Here is a 21,150-nt window from a genome sequence, read left to right as displayed (position 1 = left end):
CGGTATGTGAACCAGTGGCCGCCCGTGAAAGACGTTGTAGTTCTCTCTCTTACCCAGGATGAACTACATAGGCTGCAATTATTTATGAGGAATTTTTAGCTGCTTCGATCTGCCGACAGTTGCAAAATTTCCAGGCCAGTTTTGATGAGATAGTTCGTTCAGATTACCCTGCAAATTCCTTGGCGACCGGATATATGAAATAAAGCAGGCTGTATATTTTGAATAGCAATATAGCTTGTGGGCAATATTCATTGCCCACCATGCATTGCTTAAGTATCACTTGCTGTCCAGAACAGCCTTTGCCTTATCTGCTTCCGCACTAATCTGGTCGATTTCTTCCCGGAATTTTGCCTGTTGATCATTTGCTGTTCTGGCGATCAGCGCATTATCTGCATTTGCTTCGTCGACCAGACAGGAGTTGTATTGCTGGGCACGTTTCTGCCATTCATTGATTGCTTCGACGCTGCGGTTATAGTCCGCTATGCTGGTAGTACTGATAGCCGGTGCTACGGGCCGCTCACCGCATCCCACAGGTAACCAGGTGCCATTGGCAAGTGTGCCTGCGTTACTTGAAGTATGTAACAGTACCAGCGCAGTAAGAAGAAAGATGGATTGCTTCATTGTTTGGCTCCCGTGAAATAAATTAACGATACAAAAAATTCCCTCTAAAGATACTTCAGTATGGCATAACGCTCCTGCTGTTTATAACCGTCATATCACTGGCAGACTGGATATCCGACCGAAACTGCCGATGTTTGTTCAGCAAAGCTGCGCATCGGTATTCAGTCAGCCGGTTTTCCTGATTAAAGGGGGAAAAGTTGTTTGATCAAATTACAAATAAACAAAAATGATCAGTTCTGTATAAACGAATGACCAAACTGTTTCTTTTATATGCAAGAAATTTCGATTTATTTGCTATCGATACAATACGAAAGCCATAATTTTTCTTTTTTGTTTTTCGTGTCGGGGAAAGAGATCTATTGGGGGCGATAGGATTCGCAACGGCGATATGCGGGGAGCTTTAGCATTACGACAATCATCATAGACGTTTGTCAGAGTCCTGATATTTAAATGACACTTCAGTGAATGATTTATGTTGCAGGTCGATGCTTGTCTATTTTTATAGTGGAAGTGGTGAAATAGAACGTTTTCCTATGATCACGGTTGGAGCCGAACATTTATCCGCTTTACATCTCTGCAATTTAGTGGATTTGTATCGGCTCCGTAATGTGCTGTTTGAGAAAAGAGGTCAATTAGATTGAGTCAGTTGCAGTGTTCCTTTCATGATGGCTGAGTGTCCCGGGAACGAGCAGAAATATGAGTAACTTTCTTTTGGATCTAGTTTGTTTATAGCGAAAGTTACTGTGTCACTTTCTCCACCCCCAATGATCTTGGTATGGGCAATTATCCGGGCATCGTCTGGTTTCAGATATTCCTTGTCCAGGCCGGAAGACATTCCATCTGTTGCAACGCCCTGTGCATCAGCAGTCTTAGTAAGTACCCAGTTATGTCCCATACCTGTTTTGGGTAGCTTGCCGGTGTGAATCAGCTTCAAGGTGAACTGTTCACAGGTTTGTGGTACAGAGATACTGCTTTTGTTGAATTGCATTGCATCATTACTTTCGATTTCGACTTCGCATTGCTCGGCCAGTGCTGAGTTAGCCAGTGCAATCATTGCGGCTGCCATTACTGTGTATTTCCACTTTTTCATGGTTCTCCTCTTTCGTCTATTTTTGGATTCCGGATGTTTTACCGGTTTGTATCATCATGATTTTTTCTCATATCCGATTGAATCAATTCTGGATAATAACGACAGGATATTTGATTGTTGCCGGATATCCTGCGATGAGTACCAGTTAAGCTATCTGGTAAAAAAGTAGTCTCTGCATGCAGCTGACCACTAGTCATGATGAATTAATGGTAATGGTTCTTATTTCAATTATCAAGAATAAAATAGATAAATGTGAGAAACAAATAAATATCCGGGTTTATTGCACAGTAAGATAAATAATCGATATAAACCCGGGAATTACTCTGGGATAACTGTACGTGATATCATCAATAAGCAAAAAATGTTTCTGTTTTCAGCAATATATCTCACTGTTAAACTATGAAAAAAAGTACAACTGTTGAAAAAATCAAGGCGTCGGAACTGATTACCTCGGGTTGGCTGAATACACCGCAACCGATTACGCTGGCTTCCTTGCGTGGCAAGGTGGTGTTGATGCATGCTTTCCAGATGTTATGTCCGGGATGTGTTCAGCAGGGTATTCCTCAGACACAGCGGATTTTCGATGAATTTGACCCTGATCGTGTGGCGGTGATTGGTCTGCATACGGTTTTCGAGCATCACGAGGTCATGGGGCGTGATGCACTGGAAGTTTTTGCCTATGAGTACAGGCTGCGTTTTCCGATCGGGATAGACAAACCGAACGAGCAGCATTCGATTCCGCACACGATGATGACTTACCACATGCAGGGAACGCCGACTACTATTCTGGTGGATAAGACAGGCCATCTGCGTTTGCACAAATTTGGTCATGTCAGTGATTTGTTGCTGGGTGTGTCGATCGGGACGCTGCTAGCTGAAGAAGTGTCTGATGAGGAGCTGGTTGCCGGTTCGACAGACTCAGCTACTGATGAACGGGATGCAAAGTCGGGGTGCGATGCCGATGGCTGCCGAGTCTGATGCGAACGAGCAGGCTGATTACCGGATCACATCGGTAAATTGGTATTTCCCCGGAAATCGTTTTTCCAGTTGCGGATGGCAGCAAATACACTGATTGGATCAGTAAGCTGCCGCCCGGCATAGCGACTGGCACTCTGGATGATAGCCGGCTGGTCGCAACGCAGAAATGGATTGGTCGCTTTTTCTGCAGCCAGGCTGGAGGGGAGCGTGGGCATATTCCGCTCCCGCTCTTTTTCCACGTTACTTTCCAGTTCGATCAACTGGGGATTATCCGGGTCGATCGCCCTGGCAAAACGGATGTTGTCCAGCGTATATTCATGAGCGCAATAGACTTGGGTTTCATCAGGCAGGCTGGTCAGTTTCTGTAAAGAATCAAACATCTGCTGTGCGTTGCCTTCAAAGATTCTCCCACAGCCGCAGGCAAACAGCGTATCCCCGCAGAACAGCCGGTTCTGGCCATGGCAGGCAATGTGGCCTGCGGTATGTCCGGGAATGTCCAGAACATTGAGTTCCAGCGACAATTCCGGTAACGCGAGGGTGTCTCCTTCCGCAAGCGGGTGAGTCATTTCCGGTATCTTCTCACTGGCAGGGCCGTAGACAGGTATTTCGAATTTCTGCACCAGCAGGGAAATACCGCCCGTGTGATCATGATGGTGATGGGTGCAAAGGATTGCAATGGGTTGTAATTTTTGTTGTCTCAGCCAGGTGAGAACTGGTGCTGCATCGCCCGGGTCTATAACGAGAGCGAAATGTTGATTGTGAACGATCCAGATATAATTATCCCTAAACGCCCGGACAGGAAAAACATTGATCATTTTGCCTCCTTGTAGCAGATAGCAGACTGGCCATCATCATAACCAATCATCCTGATAATATGTTCGATTCTGTATTGCAGCAAAGTATGCAACAGTGGTTAGAAACATCGCTGGGACAGTATGTGCTTGAACAGGAGCAGTGTTATTTCGACCGTGTCGTGACAGATATTTTTGGCTATAACGCGACCCAGATCGGTTTTGCCGGGTTTGATTTTCTGCGCAATAACCGGATGCCTTTCAAGTTTGTGCTCGGAGTACGGGAAAATGCTTCGGTCTACGCACATCCTCATTTTCTGCCCGTCAAAAGCGGCAGCATCGATCTCGTTCTGTTACCGCACACACTCGAGTTCAATTCAAATCCTCACCAGATACTCCGGGAAGTACACAGGGTGCTGATCCAGGAGGGCAAAGTCATCATCAGCGGATTCAACCCGTTCAGTCTCTGGGGGATGCGTCAGCGTATGGTGAAATCAAAAACGGGTTTTCCGTGGTGTGGGCGTTTCATTGCCTTATCGCGCCTGCAGGACTGGCTGGAGCTGCATAATTTTGAAACCGTTGCAGGACAGTTTGGCTGCTATGTGCCGCCATGTACCCGGGAAAAGTGGCTTTCTCGTCTGTGTTTCATGGAGGCGGCCGGAGATCGCTGGTGGCCGATTGCCGGGGGAGTTTATTTTTTACAGGCAGTCAAGCATGAATGTGGCCTACACGTCATCAAGCCTTGTTGGGAGGATTCACCTGCGAAAAGGGGTACGGTAGTGGTTCCGCAGATCGAGCGGGGCCACAGGCTGGATGATTCAGGAATATTCGCTGATACTATGCGTGAGAAGGCCGATGGGCTGATTGAAAACAGGAATACGGGGTTGTGTGTATGCTCCGTGAACAACAGGGACTTGTAATGCAACTGGAAGAGAGTGTAAAGCTGGTGGAGATTTTTACGGATGGTGCCTGTAAGGGTAATCCGGGAATAGGGGGCTGGGGAGTTTATCTGAAGTTTGATGGTGAAATACGGGAGTTTTTTGGTGGAGAGCCTGTGACGACGAATAACCGGATGGAGCTGCTGGCTGCTATCCGTGCGTTGCAGGCACTGGAATCACTACCCGATACCGGGCAACCTTTGCGAGTTCAACTGCATACCGATTCGCAATATGTGCAGAAGGGTATCAGTGAGTGGGTTCATTCCTGGAAAAAACGCGGATGGCTGACGGCAGAAAAAAAACCGGTCAAGAATGAGGCATTGTGGAAGGAACTGGATCAGCTGTCCCGGCATTACCAGGTTGAATGGTTCTGGGTTCGGGGGCATAACGGCCATGATGGCAATGAGCGAGCCGATATGCTTGCCAACCGTGGGGTGGCATCGGTGTTGTCTGAAAAAGCGGATTGATCGGGTAAATCATGCGGTATGTATTTCTTGATACTGAGACAACGGGTCTGGATTCGGCACTGGGGCACCGTATCGTCGAGATAGCAGCAGTGGAAGTGTGTAACCGGCGTTTGACCAATCGCCATTTTCACCGCTATCTCAATCCGGGGCGGGAGAGTGATGAAGGTGCGCTGCGGGTACACGGGCTGACTCGTGAATTTTTGCGGGATAAACCCATGTTTCGGGATGTCTGCAACGAGTTTCTGGAGTTCATAGCAGATGCTGAGATTTTCATTCATAACGCTCCTTTCGATGTGGGGTTCATCAACCGTGAACTCGACCTGATCAGATTTGATCCGATGCAGAATCATTGCCTGCAAATCATCGATACACTGGCACTGGCAAAAGAGCTGCACCCGGGCAAGAGAAACAATCTGGATGCGTTGTGTGAGCGTTATCAGATTGATAATTCCCACAGAACGTTGCATGGCGCTTTGCTCGATGCAGAGCTGCTGGCTGAGGTTTACCTGGCAATGACACGCGGCCAGGAAAGCCTGTTGATGGAAGTGGATACACCCGCATCACGGCAAGCCAATAGTTCGATAGCCGGCAAAGTGGCGAATCTTGCGTTGATCGTTCAGCCCGCTACGCAAGCAGAGCTCGAATTGCATGGCCGGTTGATGGAACGCATCAGCGTCGAGAGCAAAGGCAATTGCTTATGGAGCAGTTGAATTTGCTCAGAACCCGTTCAAGATTCCACTGAAAGGCGCATTGCAGCGTTAAAATCGAACTCAAAATACGTCACATACTTCGCGAGAGTATGCTCCGTTTTCTCATTCAATTTTGCCTTGCACTACCTCCCTTGATCGGGATTTTGAACGGGTTCTCAGGCGTGCAGTTTGGCGCGCATGGCACTGAATGTCAGCGTTTTGCCAAAATCCCATACTGCTGAAGGTCCACGGTGGGCATTCGCCACGACATCATTGACCGCGGTAACGATCCATTCGACATCGGATTCCGTCAGAATGAGTGGCGGGATGAATTTGACAATATTCATGCCGTGGCCGGCTACCTGAGACAGAACCCGGTGCTGCCTGAATAACGGCACGGTGATCAACTGCGAGAACAGTCCTTTGTTGGCAGATTCAAGCATTTTCCATGACAGCTTCAGCATAAGGCTTTTCGGTTCGGTGAATTCCAGCGCGATCATCATGCCTTTGCCTCGTACTTCCTTGAAGCATTCGTATTTTTCCGTCAGTGGAGTCAGCGCATCCATGATGGCTGCTCCGGTACGGGCGGAATGTTCGATGAGATTTCCTGATTCCAGCACTTCCAGTGTGGCCAGACCAGCGGCCATTGCCAGGTTGTTTTTGCCAAATGTACTGCCGTGAACGACTGCGCGATCCATGCGATTGAAAACACGGTCGAAGATCCACTCCTTGCAAACCAGTGCACCCACAGGGACGAATCCGCCGGAAAGCGTCTTGGACATGCACAGGATATCGGGTTCGACAGACCAGTGTTCGACTGCCCACCACTTGCCGGTCCGCCCCAGTCCGGTTTGGATTTCATCCGTGATGAACAATGCGCCGTATTTGCGGGTGAGTCTGGCTGCTTCCGGAAGATAGTCGTCATCCGGTATCCAGACACCGTGTCCTTGAATCGGCTCGGTAATGAAGGCGGCGACATCTCCCTGTGCAAGCACTTGTTCCAGTGCTTCGAGATCATTGAACGGGATTTCGATGAAGTCCGGCACCATCGGACCGAATCCCTTTTTGTAATGATCATCTCCCGTGGCGGAGAGAGAGCCAAGACTCAGTCCATGATAACAGCCGTGGCAGAAAATGATTTTGGGTTTTCCGGTTGCATAACGGCTGAATTTGATCGCCGCTTCGACTGTTTCAGTACCCGAGTTGGCGAAAAAGACACGATTCAATCCGTCCGGCGTCAGTTTGACCAGTCTCTCTGCCAGCAGTCCTGCGAGTAGTGATACGTCGAGCTGGACGAGGTTGGGTAAATCTGCCTCCAGAGTGCTCTTGAGTGCTTCGACGATTTCGGCATGATTGCGCCCCAGTGCAAAGACACCAAAACCACTCAGCAGATCCAGATAGCGGTTATCCTGCTCGTCGAATAGATATGCGCCTTCTGCCCGGACATAATGACGATCGAAATCAATGGTTTTGAGGACCTTGACCATCTGGCTGTTCAGATACTTGTCATGCAGGGCAAAATTTTCTTTGCTGCGGTTCTGGATGAAATCCTGGATTTTCATGGGCGGGGCTCCGGAATGTGGTGGGGTGCAGGTAAGCAGATACCAAAAAATCAGCAGCATTTTACCCTAATCCATTGAGGTGTTCCGGGTGGATATCTGCTGAAAAATCTGGTGATTTCAGGGTGCCATCCATATCTTTCTGTCGTAAAATCAGCAATGATTATCATTCCAGTATCTGATTGACATTTATCATCAGCTTGTCTAAACTTTCCCGCCAGGACTCGATGTGGTTAGCGGGTTCTCTGGTAGCCGGCCTGATTCTAATAAATAACAGGCAGATTTCTCAGTGGTGAAATCATTTATGAATATCCCGGCAGAGAGTTTGTCCATTGGCTGATTTATGGAAAGTTGCAGATGGGTGCCGCCGGGCCGGCGAACGATGTTTCGCTAAACAAAATGTAAATTCAAGTAGAGGAAGATAATCATGAAAACAACAAAAGCAATGCTTGCAGGTTTTGCTGTAGGGTCACTGTTGCTGGCGGGTGCTGCACAAGCTGAACACAACTTCAATGTGGTTATCAACGCCTACGATACCACTATTCCTGAACTCAACGTGGAAGGTGTGACCGTAAAAAATATCCGTGCTTTCAATGTGTTGAATGAGCCGGAGACACTGGTCGTCAAGAAAGGCGATGCAGTGAAAGTCGTTGTTGAAAACAAATCGCCTATCAGTGAAGGATTTTCAATTGATGCTTTTGGTGTTCAGGAAGTAATCAAAGCAGGTGAAACCAAAACTATCAGTTTTACCGCTGATAAAGCAGGTGCTTTCACGATCTGGTGCCAGCTTCATCCTAAAAATATCCACCTGCCAGGTACCCTTAACGTCGTAGAATAAGCAACGTCTGGAACTACAGCAGTAACCACAATCAGGCCGGATAAATCCGGCCTGATTTTTTGTAGCGTATCATCTTTCCTGGAACCGACTCGATATTACCGGAATAGCGCAAGCTATCTCATCCTGCTCTGGTAATGTGATCGGGCAATATCACTATATCTTTGTTATAGCCAACCTCGCCTTTTGTGCACTTCTTCCCACTTGCTGTTTGATAAATCATATAAGGGTTTTTTGTTAGAATACCGGCTCGTGATGAACTATTTTTATGAGGTATTTGATGGCAGTTGAAAGGACCTTGTCCATTATCAAGCCCGATGCAGTGGCAAAGAACGTTATCGGACAAATTTATGCACGATTTGAAGCAGCCGGTCTGAAAGTCGTTGCGGCTCGCATGGCGCACTTGTCGAGAATCGAGGCTGAGAATTTTTATGCGATTCACAGGGAAAGACCTTTCTTCAAGGATCTGGTCGAATTCATGATTTCCGGACCGGTGATGATCCAGGTGCTGGAAGGTGAAAACGCAATTGCCAGAAATCGTGAGCTGATGGGTGCCACAGATCCTAGGAAGGCAGAAAAAGGTACGATTCGCGCAGATTTTGCAGAAAGTATCGATGCCAATGCAGTACATGGTTCGGATGCACCTGAAACGGCTGCCGTTGAAATCGCCTGTTTCTTTCCGTCTCTGGAAATATATTCACGCTGATAATAAACACACCTTGCTGATCTGAAAAACCGGGCGCAATGATCAACCTGCTTGATTTCAATAAGACGGAACTAGTCCGTTTCTGCGGAGAAATGGGTGAGAAGCCTTATCGGGCAAGACAGTTGTTGCGCTGGGTACACCAGTCCGGTAAGACGGAATTCATGGAAATGAGCGACCTGGCAAAAGGGTTCCGCCATAAGCTGATGGAATGTGCCATTGTCCGGTTGCCTGAAATCGTCAGTGATCATACAGCAGGGGATGGCACTCGCAAATGGCTGTTATCGACAGGATCGGGGAACGCAGTAGAAATGGTTTTCATTCCTGAGCCTAGTCGGGGTACGCTTTGTGTTTCCAGTCAGGTGGGTTGTGCATTGGCATGCAGCTTCTGTTCTACCGGTCGGCAGGGTTTCAATCGTAATCTGAGCGTTGCAGAAATCATTGGTCAGTTGTGGTGGGCCAATCGGCTGCTCGAAGCAGGTAGTCATAGCCCGTTTCCCTTGGATACTACACGAGTGCAGACAGACAAGTCGGAAACGAGGCGGCCGGTTACCAATGTCGTCATGATGGGGATGGGTGAGCCGCTGGCTAATTTTGAAAACCTGGTAACGGCACTGGACCTGATGCTGAGCGATGATGCGTATGGTTTGTCACGCCGCCGGGTAACGGTGAGTACATCCGGACTGGTTCCCGCTCTGGATCGCTTACGTGAGCGCTGCCCGGTGGCGCTCGCGGTTTCATTGCATGCACCGAATGATGCCTTGCGTGACCAGTTGGTGCCCATCAATAAAAAGTATCCGATCAGGGATTTATTGGCCGCTTGTGAGCGTTACCTGCCAGCCGCGCCGAGAGATTTTATTACGTTTGAATATGTTATGCTGAAAGGCGTGAATGACAGTGTAGCGCTGGCAAGGGAACTGGTTCAGCTTGTCAGGAACGTTCCGTGCAAACTCAATCTGATCCCGTTTAACGCCTTTTCCGGTTCCGGCTATGAGCGGTCGGATGCAGAAGCCATCAGTAATTTTCGGGATGTACTGATGCAAGCCGGTATCGTTACGACAGTACGCAAAACGAGGGGGGATGATATCGCCGCTGCTTGTGGTCAACTGGCAGGACAGGTACGCGACAAGACACGCCGGACAAATAGGCGTGAAGCTGGTCAGCCGTCAGTTGCCAGATAATCGGAGATGTATAAATCCAGTGTGGGATAAGCCATTGCAAGCAAAATGGACAGGCTGATTAGAACGGGAGTTCTCGGATTTGTGGTATGGCTGGCGGGTTGCGGGCATGCGCCGGTTCAGGAAAAGCCGACTCCTGAAGAACTGAAGCAGCGTGCATTGCACAGTGCAAAAATTCATACTGAACTTGCAGGCCAGTACTATCACCGTGGTCAATATCGGGTAGCGATAGAAGAGGCTGAAATCGCACTGCAGAAAAAAACCGACTATGCTCCGGCTTATAACATGCTGGGACTGGTTTATATGGATCTGCAGGAAGATGATCGCGCGGAGTGGAACTTTGAGCGCGGACTTGGAATCACCCCAAATGATCCTGATATACGTAATAATTTCGGTTGGTTCTTATGTCAGCGAAAACCCGGCGGGATGGAACAGGCCCTCGAACATTTCATGATGGCCGTGCGTGATCCCTTATATGAAACGCCAGAGAGAACTTATACCAATGCAGGATTGTGCGTTCTGAAGCAAAATAATTTCGAGCAGGCACAAAGCTACTTTCAGAAGGCTCTGATTATCCGCCCGGGTTATCCTTTGGCCCAGCTTGGCCTGGTAGAGCTGGATTTCAGTCGTGGTGAAGTAAAAAAGGCGTGGACTGCAATCAACCGGTATTTACAGACATATTCTCCCGCTCCAGGCAGTTTGTGGCTGGCTGTCCGTATTGCGCGAGCGAACGGAGATATCAATGCAGAAAATAATTATGCTTTTCAGCTACAGAAGCGTTTTCCTGATTCCCGGGAAGCTCGGGAATCGCGTGCAGTAAGGTTGAGTCATGAAAGACAATGAACTAGATGAAAAAGAGGGATTGGCTACTGATCAGAAATCGGATCTCATTCATGAGGCAGAATCGGTTGAAGAAACTTTAGATCAGGCTGTATCTCTTCAGGCAGAATCTGCGAGTATGATGTCGTACTCGCCTGTTCAGGCCGATGATCTAGCTGGAACGATCCCAGCAGGCGGTACAACTGCTTCCGGTTTCGGGCAGATATTACGTGATGCGAGGATCAGGCGTGGCATGAATGTAGGCGAGGTGGCGCACCGTCTTCGTCTGTCTGAACAGCAGGTGGAGGCGATCGAGGCACAGGATTTTTCCAGGCTGCCTGCCGCCGTATTCTTACGCGGCTATATACGCAATTATGCCAATCTGCTGCAGCTCGATGATGTGCCGCTGTTAATGGAAGCGGTGCCTCAGGCAAGGCCGGTGGATGCTGTCTTTGCCAGTAAAAGAAATGCGCAGCGTTTCAAGGCGATCGAGCCTGTTTACCGGTCTGGTCGCAGCAGTCGCGGCGGGTGGCTGTATATTGCGGTGATACTGGCAGCGCTTGCGGCCTATGGAATTTATCGTGATGAAGTACCGGAACAGCTGGTTTCCTTCTCGGCAGAGGATACAGATCAGGTGATGTCATCGAACTCTGCTGACGGCAATGACCAGGTAGCAATAGATCTGGCGCTGCCGTTGTCTTCCTCTGCTTCCGGGTTGCCATTGGTAACACCTGCACCCGCTGGTGCCGGTTTGCCGCCGGTTGCGACGACACTGCCTGAACTGCCCACACCTTCCGTACCGGCTGCAGAGGTACCCAAGGCTTCAGATGATGGTAAAAAATCACTGCATTTCGCCTTTTCACGAGATTCATGGGTCAAAATCAAGGATGGTGGTGGTCGGGTCATTCTCGAAAAAACCCACTTACGTGGAACCGAGCAGGCAATAGAAGGTAAACCACCTTTATATCTGGTTATCGGTAATGCAGCCGGAGTCAGTCTTACCTATAACGGGCGCACGGTTGATCTTGCACCCTATACACGCGGCAATGATGATGTCGCACGCTTTTCCCTTGAATAATCTGTATGAATTTCTGAGAATCGGGTTTTAACCATGTCTTCTAATAACGTACCTGCACCGCGCCGGAAGTGTGTGGGTGTCAAAGTAGGTTCGGTAATGATCGGTGGTGGTGCGCCGATCGTTGTGCAGTCAATGACCAATACTGATACCGCTGACGAGGTGGCTACTACCCGGCAGGTCGCTCAGCTTGCACTTGCAGGTTCAGAACTCGTCAGAATTACCGTCAATTCGATGGAAGCTGCACGTGCCGTTGCCGGAATCCGTGCTCGACTGGATGATATGGGTTGTCATGTCCCGCTTGTCGGTGATTTCCATTTCAACGGGCACAAGCTGCTGACTGCATATCCCGAATGTGCCAGAGCACTGGCCAAATATCGTATCAATCCCGGTAATGTTGGCCATGGTCGCAAGCGTGATGAACAGTTTTCCATGCTGATAGAGACGGCCTGCAAGTATGATAAACCGGTTCGTATCGGAGTCAACTGGGGCAGTCTCGATCCTGAGATGCTGGCGCGAATCATGGATGAGAATGCACGCTCACCTGATCCGCTGGGTGCTTCGCAGGTGATGTACAAGGCACTCATCACTTCTGCGCTGGAAAGCGCAGCCAGAGCTGAAGAGCTGGGCCTGGCCCGTGATCATATCGTGCTGTCGTGCAAAGTCAGTGGTGTGCAGGATCTGATTGCAGTCTATGGTGCGCTGGCCGAGCAATGCGACTATGCATTGCATCTGGGGCTGACCGAGGCCGGTATGGGATCAAAAGGGATCGTTGCTTCGACAGCGGCGCTGGGGGTGCTTTTATTCAGGGGTATCGGCGATACGATTCGTGTTTCCCTGACACCGGAGCCGGGTGGAGATCGTGCCCGTGAAGTCATCGTAGCACAGGAAATCCTGCAGACGATGGGCTTGCGTGCGTTTGTTCCGCTGGTGGCGGCTTGTCCGGGTTGCGGGCGGACAACCAGTACTTATTTTCAGGAGCTTGCTGAAAGTATTCAAATTTATGTACGTGAGCAGATGATCATCTGGCGTGAGCAATACGAAGGTGTCGAGAATATGTCGCTGGCAGTCATGGGATGTGTGGTCAACGGGCCGGGTGAAAGCAAGCATGCCGATATCGGCATCAGTTTGCCCGGATCGGGAGAAACACCGGTTGCCCCGGTTTTTGTGGATGGTCAGAAAACTGTTACTCTGAAAGGCGACAACATCGCAGGTGAATTCCGTATGATCGTCGATGAGTACGTGCGTACCAAATATCGGAAAAAAGCAGCCAATGCCTGAACCAATCCGGGCAGTTCGCGGGATGAACGACATCCTGCCGGACGAAAGCAGTTTATGGGCGTTTTTTGAAGATACGATTCGTACATGGCTGACTGCCTACGGCTATCGCAATCTGCGTACACCCATCGTTGAACAGACTGATCTGTTCGTCCGCTCGATTGGGGAGGTGACCGATATCGTCGAAAAAGAGATGTATACGTTCGTCGACCATCTCAACGGGGAAAATCTGACATTGCGCCCGGAAGGCACAGCCTCCTGTGTACGTGCTGTAATCGAGCACAATCTGCTGTATGCGGGTCCTCAGCGTTTGTATTACAGCGGACCGATGTTTCGGCATGAACGCCCGCAAAAGGGACGCTACCGCCAGTTTCACCAGGTGGGTGTGGAAGCACTTGGGTTTTCCGGCCCGGATATCGACGCGGAACTCATTATTATGTGCGCGCGGTTGTGGCGTTTACTGGGTATCTCGGATGTTCGTCTCGAAATCAGTACACTTGGCAGTACCGAATCACGTTCGGTTTATCGTGCCCGTCTGATCAGCTACCTGGAAAAATTCTGTGACGATCTCGATGAGGATGCACGCCGGCGGTTAAAAACCAATCCGTTGCGTATTCTTGACAGCAAGAATCCAGCTATGCGTGAAATACTCGCAGGCGCTCCCCGTCTGCTCGATGATCTGGATGAAGATTCACTCACCCATTTCGAGGGATTGCAACAGATTTTGCGCAATCAGGGTATCAGTTTCGAAATCAATAACCGGCTGGTCAGGGGGCTGGATTACTATAATCGCACGGTGTTCGAATGGGTGACTGACAAGCTGGGTGCGCAGGGGACCATTTGTGCAGGCGGGCGTTATGACGGGCTGATCGCGCAGATTGGCGGAAAACCGGCACCAGCGTGCGGTTTTGCTATGGGTATCGAGCGGATACTGGCGCTGATGGGTGAAAACGATACTGTTGGAGCACACGCCATTCCTGATGTATATGTGGTGCATCAGGGGGAGGCTGCTGCCGAATTTTCATGGAAGGTAGCAGAATCATTGCGGGACGATGGTCTTAAAGTAGTGCTACACAGCGGGGGTGGAAATTTCAAGGCACAAATGAAAAAAGCCAATGCCAGTGGGGCACGTTTTGCCGCTATCATCGGAGATGATGAGGTCATGGCCGGGCAAATTAGCATCAAGCCATTACGTGAAGCAGCGGAACAGACCAGAGTCGATCTGGCCAGTGCGGCTGCACTTCTGGGAAATATTTAATCAAGGTGGAAAATCAGAACCATGTCAGCGTATAACTTTGAAGAACAGGAAAAGATAGAGGGGTTGAAATCCTGGTGGGCTGCTAACGGCACTACTATGCTGTTTGCCATTGCGGTTTTTGCGGCAACGGTGGCCGGCAGCCGGCTGTGGAATCATTACAAGGCCGAACAGGCGCAGCAGGCGGCTGATTTATATGCCATTCTTCAGCAACAGGTCGAGAAAGGGAGTGAGCTCGTCAAAATAACGGATGCGGCACACCTGCTGATCGAAGGTTTTCCCGGCAGCGGCTATGCTGTGCGTGCAGCATTGATGGCCGCCCGTGCTGCAGATCAGGCAGGCAATAATCAGGCTGCGAAAGATATGCTGCAATGGGTGCTTGATCATACTGAAGAGCCAGAAGTAAAGGATCTGACCCGCTTGCGGCTGGCAAGTGTGCTGGTGGATGAAAGCAAGTACGACCAGGCACTGAAATTACTGGATACACAACATCTTCCATCTTTTACCGGACTTTACGCAGATTTGCGTGGAGATGCACTGGCTGCTACAGGAAAGACGGATGAAGCAAGAGCAGCCTACCGGAAGGCGCTGGATAGCTTAGGCGCACAGGGTGCCTATCAGAACGTCGTGCAGATGAAACTTGATACATTGAGAGAACAACAGCAGTGATCGGCAGTATTTCGTTCCCGGCTCCTCATTTCACTTTCCGTAGTGCTTACCGGACACTGCGTGTTTGCATACTTGCTCTGCTGATCCTGCTGGGTGGTTGTGCAAATTGGAGTGATATAACGGGTGCGCACTTTACTGACCTTTTCAGCAGTGACGAGGATGAGGTTGAAATCGATGAGGCCGAACTTGCTGAGTTGCAGACACTGACCCCGATCAAGCCGCTGTGGCAGGCAAAACTGGCAGAAAGCAAGACCGCGGTTTTTCTGCCGGTCTACGAGAATGGCGCACTGTATGCCGCCGATGAAAGTGGTCGACTGATCAAACTCGATCCGGCGACAGGACGCGAAATCTGGCATGTAGATACCAAATCTCAGCTTTCCGGAGGGGTGGGTACTGGTGGAGGAATGATTCTGCTTGGAACCTATAAAGGCGAGGTACTGGCATTCGATGAAGAAGGCAATGCCCTGTGGCAATCCCAGGTACCAAGTGAAATCCTAAGCCCACCACAAACAGATAATGGAATCGTGGTGGTGCGTACCGGTGACAGCAAGCTTTATGGTCTGAATGCAACAGATGGAAAGCAGATCTGGAACTATCAGGGTGTAATACCACCCCTGACAGTCAGAAATTTTGTTGGTGTATCGATTACACGGGGCGCTATTTTTGCGGGATTTCCCGGCGGTAAACTGATCGCACTGGATCTGTTTACCGGCAACGTGGGCTGGGAAGCAACCGTTTCACAACCGCATGGCGTTACGGAACTGGAACGGATGACCGACATCAGTAGCCTGCCGGTGGTCGATGAGGACCAAGTGTGCGCAGTTGCCTATCGCGGCCGGGCTGCCTGTTTTGAAATTTCCAACGGGAATCAGATCTGGGCAAGGGATGCATCGAGCAGCGCGGGCATGATGATGGACAATAGCCATGTTTATATCAGTGAAGAACAGGGGACCGTGGCTGCTTACGACAAAAGCAGTGGCGCCGCTGTCTGGAAGAGAGGAAAACTGGGTAGCCGCAAATTGTCTGCTCTGATGATCGCCAGAGGTACCCGTCTGGTAGTCGGTGACGATCAGGGATATGTCACCCTGATCAGCCGTCAGGATGGCTCCTTGCTGGGTCGTGCACCGACTGATGGCAGCATGATTTTGTCACGTCCCGAATACCTGTCGGATGGTTTTGTCGTGCAAACACAAAAAGGTGGGCTTTTCGCATTCTCCTTGCAGTAATCCGGATATTCTTATTTTTCGGATAAAGCGTTTTTTCATATTCCCACTATCATGAAACCCACACTTGTACTGGTTGGGCGCCCGAATGTCGGAAAATCGACATTGTTCAACCGCCTGACCCGCAGTCGTGATGCGATTGTGGCCGATATTCCCGGGCTGACGCGCGATCGACACTACGGTCACGGCAGGTTGGGTCTCAAACCCTATCTGGTGGTGGATACCGGCGGTTTTGAACCGGTGATCAAATCCGGCATCCTGCATGCCATGGCCAAACAAACCCTCCAAGCTGTGGATGAAGCCGATATCGTGCTGTTCATCGTCGATGGTCGTCAGGGATTGGCCGCACAGGACAAGATCATTGCGGAACAATTGCGCAAAACCGGCCAGAAAATAATCCTCGTCGTCAATAAAACCGAAGGGATGCCTTATTCATCAGTGACGGCTGAGTTTCATGAGCTGGGGCTCGGCACACCATGCGCTGTTTCGGCTTTGCATGGAGATCATCTGGGTGAGTTGATCGATTTTGCACTGGAAGGGTATCCGTATGAAGAAGAAACCGCAGCTGAACCTGGCCAGGAAAAGTGTCCTGTCATTGCCATTGCCGGCCGCCCCAATGTCGGCAAATCCACGCTGATCAATACCCTGCTGGGGGAAGAGCGTGTGATTGCATTTGATCAGCCCGGTACTACCCGAGACAGCATTTATGTCGATTTTGAATATGGCCAGCGCAGCTATACGTTGATCGATACGGCGGGCCTGCGCCGATCAGGCAAGGTTTGGGAAACTGTGGAAAAGTTCTCGGTGGTCAAAACCCTGCAATCGATCGAGGCTGCCAATGTAGTTATTCTGGTGCTCGATGCACACCATGAAATTTCCGATCAGGATGCCCATATTGCCGGGTTTATCCTGGAAACCGGTCGTGCCCTGGTCGTTGCCATCAACAAATGGGACGGTCTGGACGACTATCAGCGCGAAATCATTAAACGCGAATTTGAACGCAAGCTCGGGTTTCTGAGTTTTGCCAATCTGCACTACATTTCTGCCCTGTACGGCAACGGTGTGAAAGGGTTGATGCCCTCGGTGGACGCGGCCTATGCTGCTGCTATGGCTCATATTCCTACACCCAAGTTGACGCGAGCCATGCTGGCTGCCGTTGCTAAACAACAACCCCCGCGTGGGGGAATGTCGCGGCCCAAGCTGCGCTATGCCCACCAGGGAGGAGAAAATCCTCCGCTGATCATTGTGCATGGATCCATGCTCGAACATGTTCCGCAAACCTACCGCCGCTATCTCGAAAATACATTCAGGGAAGTATTCAAGCTGAAAGGTACCCCGTTACGAGTGGAATTCAGAACTGGCCACAATCCCTATGCCGGTAAGAAAACACCGCTGACCGAGGAAGAAGCCCGGCGTGCGCATAGCCGACGCCGTCGCAACCGCAAGAAGTACGGCTGACCCCGAAAAGGTCAGACAAACAGCTGCCTGAATAACTTCTTTATCCCTCCAGTACTGTACAAATTAAAGATACGTAACTTTTCTCGTATCTGTAACCTCATTGTAAGTCCGTAGCTTCTATATTACAGCCTCATTTTTAATCAAATCATGAGGTGTTCCATGAGTCGGATAATCAACCTGACACCCCGCGTATGTGCTTTGGTACTAACTCAGGCACTTCTTAGCACGAAGGAATTCAACCTGCCAACTGTCGTAGTACATGATCTGTATGCCAAGTTGAGGGAAGAGAGAAATCACAAGACGCCTTTCTACTTTGATTAGATCTGCAGGATGGGAATTTCATTACAAGATTATGCACGCGTTATTGTGAAATGCTTTGCTATCCGCGCCAAAGGCATAGTGTTTCCTTGACCCCCGCAATATGCGGTGGATTTAGTTTATAAGGCGCTTTTTTGTCAACCATAGGAGTTTAGAGATATGCCAACTGAAATTGACAAGGTTTCAGCCAATTTGTTAACCAACCTGAAGCCCATTGATATAAATGTTAAGGGGGATTTAGCTACTCTCGAGGGAGAAGTTTTAAAAGGAAAAATCCTTGAAAATGCTCTGGCTCAGCTTAAAGCTAGGCCTGGATTCAATCCCGCCGCTCTAAGTATCCAATTTGGGCTGAAGTGGTAGATTTGTGGCTCTTTAGGAGAATGTTGGTTACCTGCCTTTCAGGGTAGGTAACCTTCAGGAGAATTATGATGTTTAAAACGGGCATTATTAAGTTGACTGCAATATGCAACCTCAATTGTGATTATTGTTACATGTTCAACTTGTCCGATAAGACTTATCTTGAAATGCCAAAGATGATGTCGCCGGAAATTGCATGCTTAGTGGTGGAACGGATTGTTGCCTATTTGAAATCAAGGGGAGAGCGAGATTTCCTACTATGCCTACACGGTGGCGAGCCGACTTTGTGGCGGCAGGAATACTTTAAATCCTTATTTGAGATGATCTCCTCACAAAATCGTAAAGGTTGCAATATAGATGTGAGCCTACAAACCAATCTTTATAAACTTCCAAGTAGATCATGCCTTGATTTGTTTCGAGATAACGGCATTCGATTCGGTATCAGCGTGGATGGTCCGCAGATTTACAATGATCAGCATCGGTTTACATTCAATGGGTATGGAAGTTACGCTCGCATTATGCGGAACGTTGAATTATTGAAAAACCAGGGTTATGGTGATCTTATTGGTGGTTTTTTGTGTGTCGCTAATCCGGAAATTCCGCCGGAAGAATTTTGGGCTTGGGTTAAGACTCTCCCCGTTACTCGGCTTGATGTTTTATGGCCAATAGAATTTAACGAGGGTAATCCTCCGTGGCATCATAACGGAAAGCTTGCTTATTCGGTGCGCCCGCTATTCGGAGACTGGTTCGCTAAACTTTTCAAATTATGGTGGGATGAGGATGATCCTCGCTTATATGTGCGTCTCTTTGATCATTTAGTGAAGATATTTCTTGCTGGCCACGGATCGGAACATGTGGATTTTTTGGTAAATGATCAAGTAAATATGTTCGTGGTTAATACGGATGGCAGCATCGAATACCCGGATTATTTGAGAGCCAGCAGTGATGGTTCTGTGAAAACCGGACTTAATATTGCTGCAAATACTTTGGATGAACTACATGATGACAAGGTATTTCAGAGCCTACTGACTTTAAAGGATTTCCTTCCACAAGATTGCAAGAGCTGTTTTTTTCGTGAAATCTGTGGTGGCGGTTTTTTACCTGGCAGAGCTGTGCCCGGTGCCTTGATTTCCAGTGAAAGGTCAGTTTTATGCGAAGACCAATTATGGTTCTTCCAAATAGCTTTCGATTTGGTGTATGGTCGCGTTTCTGTGTCATCCAATCCTGGAGAATATAGTCGTGCAATTCCCTTATTTGCTACTATCTAATGCCAGCCTTGCTGAAGTAAAATCCTTTCTCATTGATAATCTAACCTCTCCGCATAATGAGGTTACCCGCTCGCTGGTGGGTCAATCCGGGTTTTATCAACGTGAAGGTTTTATTCATATCCTTCAATCTCTGCTTGAAGCTGGAATAGCCGATGCTGACCATCCGAACATCCAATTAGCATTGCGACGCACCTGCGAAGACTGGTCGCCGGCAACCCAAGAGTGGGTGTCGTCTCCCTTGTTCCGGTCGTGGTTACATCGCTTTATATATCAATCTGACGAAACCGATATCATCAGAAAATCACAGAGATTCGTTGACGAAATTACAAATTATTGCCTTGATTTATACCATGAGAAAGATACTCAAATTACCCTTGTTTCCTGTAACGGCAAGATCGAACTTTACCGACCAGAATATTTGATACGTTGCCCGGTGGATGGTTTGATTCCGGTATTGATTAACGGAGATATCATCATCGTGGGTTCGCAGGATTCGCCTTTTTTAATGATTGAGCGTTCACAGGGAAGTGCGGGTATCGAGTTGAGTGTATGCTACGAAGCCCAAGAGTGTAGCCTTGTTAAGGCACCCCGCTTGCCTTGTTCGCGAGGTGTTGTGGTAAGGAATGACCTAAATAGCTTGCGAGTGAAGCTGGATATTACAAGGTCTCCAGAACGGAGTTCTACATATACGGCCGCCTTGGTAGAAATAGTTGATGACTATTATCCACCCTACAGTACTAGATACCTTGAAAGTAGTTGCCGCTGGCTTGTGCAGGCATGGCCAGAAGAGTTTGGAGATTGGGAGATAACCTTGCAAGCAGTAGTGCCCTACAAAGCTCATCAAGATTGGATGGTGACTGGTTTTACGATTTCTTCTATGCAAGGGGCTTGCTGGGTTGCTGCAGGCAGGCCGATCCAAGTGTTGGAAAGTCTGGTGCATGAGCAGAGCCATGTCAAACTTCGCTACTTGGAAGAATATATACCTATTTTAGAACCTGAGCAGGGGACGAGAGTTTTTTCAGTGGGGTGGCGTTCTGATCCTCGGCCATTGGTTGGTATATATGAAGGGATTTACGTCAATATGCATGTCATGGAAGCATTCCGAAGAATACTTGGATCATGTCCATTAAGCGTGGATGCGCGCAATGAAGTCCTAATGCGAGGACGAGAACTGCATCAACAGGTACAGGAAGCAGCAAAGATATTGTTCGGTCACGGAAAATTCACCGAGGTCGGTATAGCTTATAAGGATTGGGTAGAGCGCCGCCTTGGTGAGTTGGCATCCCTGGCTGCCTAACAATTTGTTCAACCAAGAGCGATAGGTTATAGGCTCTTTTCAAGTCTCTTGTGCGCAGGGGCCCGTGTAATTCCTCGTATATGCCTATGGAGAGCGATCCTGGCTTACAAACGCTATTAACTGGCTCAGCCCCGGCTGCTGGTGTTTTTGTCCGACAAAGCAAGGAAATACCTTTTATAGATTGGCGCGGGAGAATCAGCAGCCATCTCAATTCCGATCTTGCTACTAGAATTAACCTGAGTTCGGGATAAGGAAAGAGGAAGTGAGCGCCAGCCTTTTTGCGT

General features: G+C 49.1%; 22 protein-coding genes. 18 read left to right on the top strand and 4 right to left on the bottom strand.

Annotation, left to right across the window (positions count from 1 at the left end):
* Positions 1-276: 276 nt before the first annotated feature.
* Both ABUL11_RS08785 and azu read right to left on the bottom strand, forming a co-directional pair.
* The gene (locus ABUL11_RS08785) at positions 277-621 is read right to left on the bottom strand and encodes a hypothetical protein (RefSeq protein ID WP_350283485.1); all 345 of its coding nucleotides are present in this window, start codon (positions 619-621) and stop codon (positions 277-279) included.
* A gap of 628 nt (positions 622-1,249) precedes the next feature.
* On the bottom strand, positions 1,250-1,711 hold the full coding sequence (gene azu, locus ABUL11_RS08780; protein WP_350283484.1) for an azurin: 462 nt from the start codon (positions 1,709-1,711) through the stop codon (positions 1,250-1,252).
* Between the two features lie 399 nt (positions 1,712-2,110).
* Between azu and ABUL11_RS08775 the strand changes: the two genes are divergently transcribed.
* A complete protein-coding gene (locus ABUL11_RS08775) occupies positions 2,111-2,689 on the top strand; it encodes a peroxiredoxin family protein (RefSeq protein ID WP_350283483.1) in 579 nt (192 codons plus the stop codon).
* A gap of 26 nt (positions 2,690-2,715) precedes the next feature.
* Here ABUL11_RS08775 and gloB read toward each other — a convergent pair whose 3' ends face one another.
* Complete coding sequence (gene gloB / locus ABUL11_RS08770; protein ID WP_350283482.1) at positions 2,716-3,504, bottom strand: hydroxyacylglutathione hydrolase; 789 nt, start codon at positions 3,502-3,504, stop codon at positions 2,716-2,718.
* A gap of 59 nt (positions 3,505-3,563) precedes the next feature.
* Here gloB and ABUL11_RS08765 point away from each other — a divergent pair, with 59 nt between their 5' ends.
* Genes ABUL11_RS08765 through dnaQ form a run of 3 tightly spaced genes read left to right on the top strand, consistent with a single transcriptional unit; the run spans position 3,564 to position 5,595 of the window.
* On the top strand, positions 3,564-4,400 hold the full coding sequence (locus ABUL11_RS08765) for a class I SAM-dependent methyltransferase (RefSeq protein WP_350283481.1): 837 nt from the start codon (positions 3,564-3,566) through the stop codon (positions 4,398-4,400).
* Positions 4,400-4,885 carry a ribonuclease HI gene (gene rnhA, locus ABUL11_RS08760; RefSeq protein WP_350283486.1) on the top strand — a complete coding sequence of 162 codons (486 nt, stop codon included), beginning with the start codon at positions 4,400-4,402 and terminating at the stop codon, positions 4,883-4,885. Before ABUL11_RS08765 ends, rnhA begins: the two co-directional genes overlap by 1 nt.
* 11 nt (positions 4,886-4,896) lie before the next feature.
* A complete protein-coding gene (dnaQ, locus tag ABUL11_RS08755) occupies positions 4,897-5,595 on the top strand; it encodes a DNA polymerase III subunit epsilon (protein WP_350283480.1) in 699 nt (232 codons plus the stop codon).
* Positions 5,596-5,750: 155 nt separating this feature from the next.
* Here dnaQ and ABUL11_RS08750 read toward each other — a convergent pair whose 3' ends face one another.
* Positions 5,751-7,136 (bottom strand): aspartate aminotransferase family protein, encoded by a 1,386-nt coding sequence (locus ABUL11_RS08750; protein WP_350283479.1) that lies wholly within the window; start codon positions 7,134-7,136, stop codon positions 5,751-5,753.
* A 424-nt stretch (positions 7,137-7,560) separates the two neighbouring features.
* Between ABUL11_RS08750 and ABUL11_RS08745 the strand changes: the two genes are divergently transcribed.
* The 14 genes from ABUL11_RS08745 to ABUL11_RS08680 all read left to right on the top strand — a co-directional run bounded on the left by ABUL11_RS08745 (position 7,561) and on the right by ABUL11_RS08680 (position 20,866).
* Positions 7,561-7,971 carry a nitrosocyanin gene (locus ABUL11_RS08745; protein WP_011110790.1) on the top strand — a complete coding sequence of 137 codons (411 nt, stop codon included), beginning with the start codon at positions 7,561-7,563 and terminating at the stop codon, positions 7,969-7,971.
* A 277-nt stretch (positions 7,972-8,248) separates the two neighbouring features.
* Positions 8,249-8,674, top strand: a complete 426-nt coding sequence (gene ndk, locus ABUL11_RS08740) for a nucleoside-diphosphate kinase (RefSeq protein ID WP_350283478.1) — start codon at positions 8,249-8,251, stop codon at positions 8,672-8,674.
* Positions 8,675-8,712: 38 nt separating this feature from the next.
* On the top strand, positions 8,713-9,852 hold the full coding sequence (rlmN, locus tag ABUL11_RS08735; RefSeq protein WP_350283477.1) for a dual-specificity RNA methyltransferase RlmN: 1,140 nt from the start codon (positions 8,713-8,715) through the stop codon (positions 9,850-9,852).
* A gap of 45 nt (positions 9,853-9,897) precedes the next feature.
* Positions 9,898-10,692 (top strand): type IV pilus biogenesis/stability protein PilW, encoded by a 795-nt coding sequence (gene pilW, locus ABUL11_RS08730; protein WP_350283476.1) that lies wholly within the window; start codon positions 9,898-9,900, stop codon positions 10,690-10,692.
* Positions 10,679-11,746 (top strand): RodZ domain-containing protein, encoded by a 1,068-nt coding sequence (locus tag ABUL11_RS08725; protein ID WP_350283475.1) that lies wholly within the window; start codon positions 10,679-10,681, stop codon positions 11,744-11,746. The genes pilW and ABUL11_RS08725 overlap by 14 nt, the downstream gene beginning before the upstream one ends.
* A 33-nt stretch (positions 11,747-11,779) precedes the next feature.
* Positions 11,780-13,024, top strand: a complete 1,245-nt coding sequence (gene ispG, locus ABUL11_RS08720) for a flavodoxin-dependent (E)-4-hydroxy-3-methylbut-2-enyl-diphosphate synthase (RefSeq protein WP_350283474.1) — start codon at positions 11,780-11,782, stop codon at positions 13,022-13,024.
* Complete coding sequence (gene hisS, locus ABUL11_RS08715) at positions 13,017-14,279, top strand: histidine--tRNA ligase (RefSeq protein ID WP_350283473.1); 1,263 nt, start codon at positions 13,017-13,019, stop codon at positions 14,277-14,279. The genes ispG and hisS overlap by 8 nt, the downstream gene beginning before the upstream one ends.
* 21 nt (positions 14,280-14,300) lie before the next feature.
* Positions 14,301-14,945, top strand: coding sequence for a YfgM family protein (locus ABUL11_RS08710; RefSeq protein ID WP_350283472.1), 645 nt, complete (start codon positions 14,301-14,303; stop codon positions 14,943-14,945).
* The gene (gene bamB / locus ABUL11_RS08705) at positions 14,942-16,171 is read left to right on the top strand and encodes an outer membrane protein assembly factor BamB (protein ID WP_350283471.1); all 1,230 of its coding nucleotides are present in this window, start codon (positions 14,942-14,944) and stop codon (positions 16,169-16,171) included. Before ABUL11_RS08710 ends, bamB begins: the two co-directional genes overlap by 4 nt.
* A 51-nt stretch (positions 16,172-16,222) precedes the next feature.
* Complete coding sequence (gene der / locus ABUL11_RS08700; RefSeq protein WP_350283470.1) at positions 16,223-17,626, top strand: ribosome biogenesis GTPase Der; 1,404 nt, start codon at positions 16,223-16,225, stop codon at positions 17,624-17,626.
* A gap of 159 nt (positions 17,627-17,785) precedes the next feature.
* Positions 17,786-17,947, top strand: a complete 162-nt coding sequence (locus tag ABUL11_RS08695) for a hypothetical protein (protein ID WP_350283469.1) — start codon at positions 17,786-17,788, stop codon at positions 17,945-17,947.
* Between the two features lie 156 nt (positions 17,948-18,103).
* Complete coding sequence (locus ABUL11_RS08690; protein WP_350283468.1) at positions 18,104-18,304, top strand: hypothetical protein; 201 nt, start codon at positions 18,104-18,106, stop codon at positions 18,302-18,304.
* A gap of 65 nt (positions 18,305-18,369) precedes the next feature.
* Positions 18,370-19,569 carry a radical SAM protein gene (locus ABUL11_RS08685; RefSeq protein ID WP_350283467.1) on the top strand — a complete coding sequence of 400 codons (1,200 nt, stop codon included), beginning with the start codon at positions 18,370-18,372 and terminating at the stop codon, positions 19,567-19,569.
* Positions 19,541-20,866: an aKG-HExxH-type peptide beta-hydroxylase gene (locus ABUL11_RS08680; RefSeq protein WP_350283466.1), complete on the top strand. Its 1,326-nt coding sequence runs from the start codon at positions 19,541-19,543 to the stop codon at positions 20,864-20,866. Before ABUL11_RS08685 ends, ABUL11_RS08680 begins: the two co-directional genes overlap by 29 nt.
* Positions 20,867-21,150 lie beyond the last annotated feature (284 nt).

It is taken from the genome of Nitrosomonas sp., from assembly GCF_040256045.1.
In the GTDB taxonomy this organism is placed as follows: Bacteria; Pseudomonadota; Gammaproteobacteria; order Burkholderiales; family Nitrosomonadaceae; genus Nitrosomonas.
The sequence above is the reverse complement of the archived record's forward strand: the minus strand, read 5'-3'. Positions and strand labels throughout refer to the sequence as shown.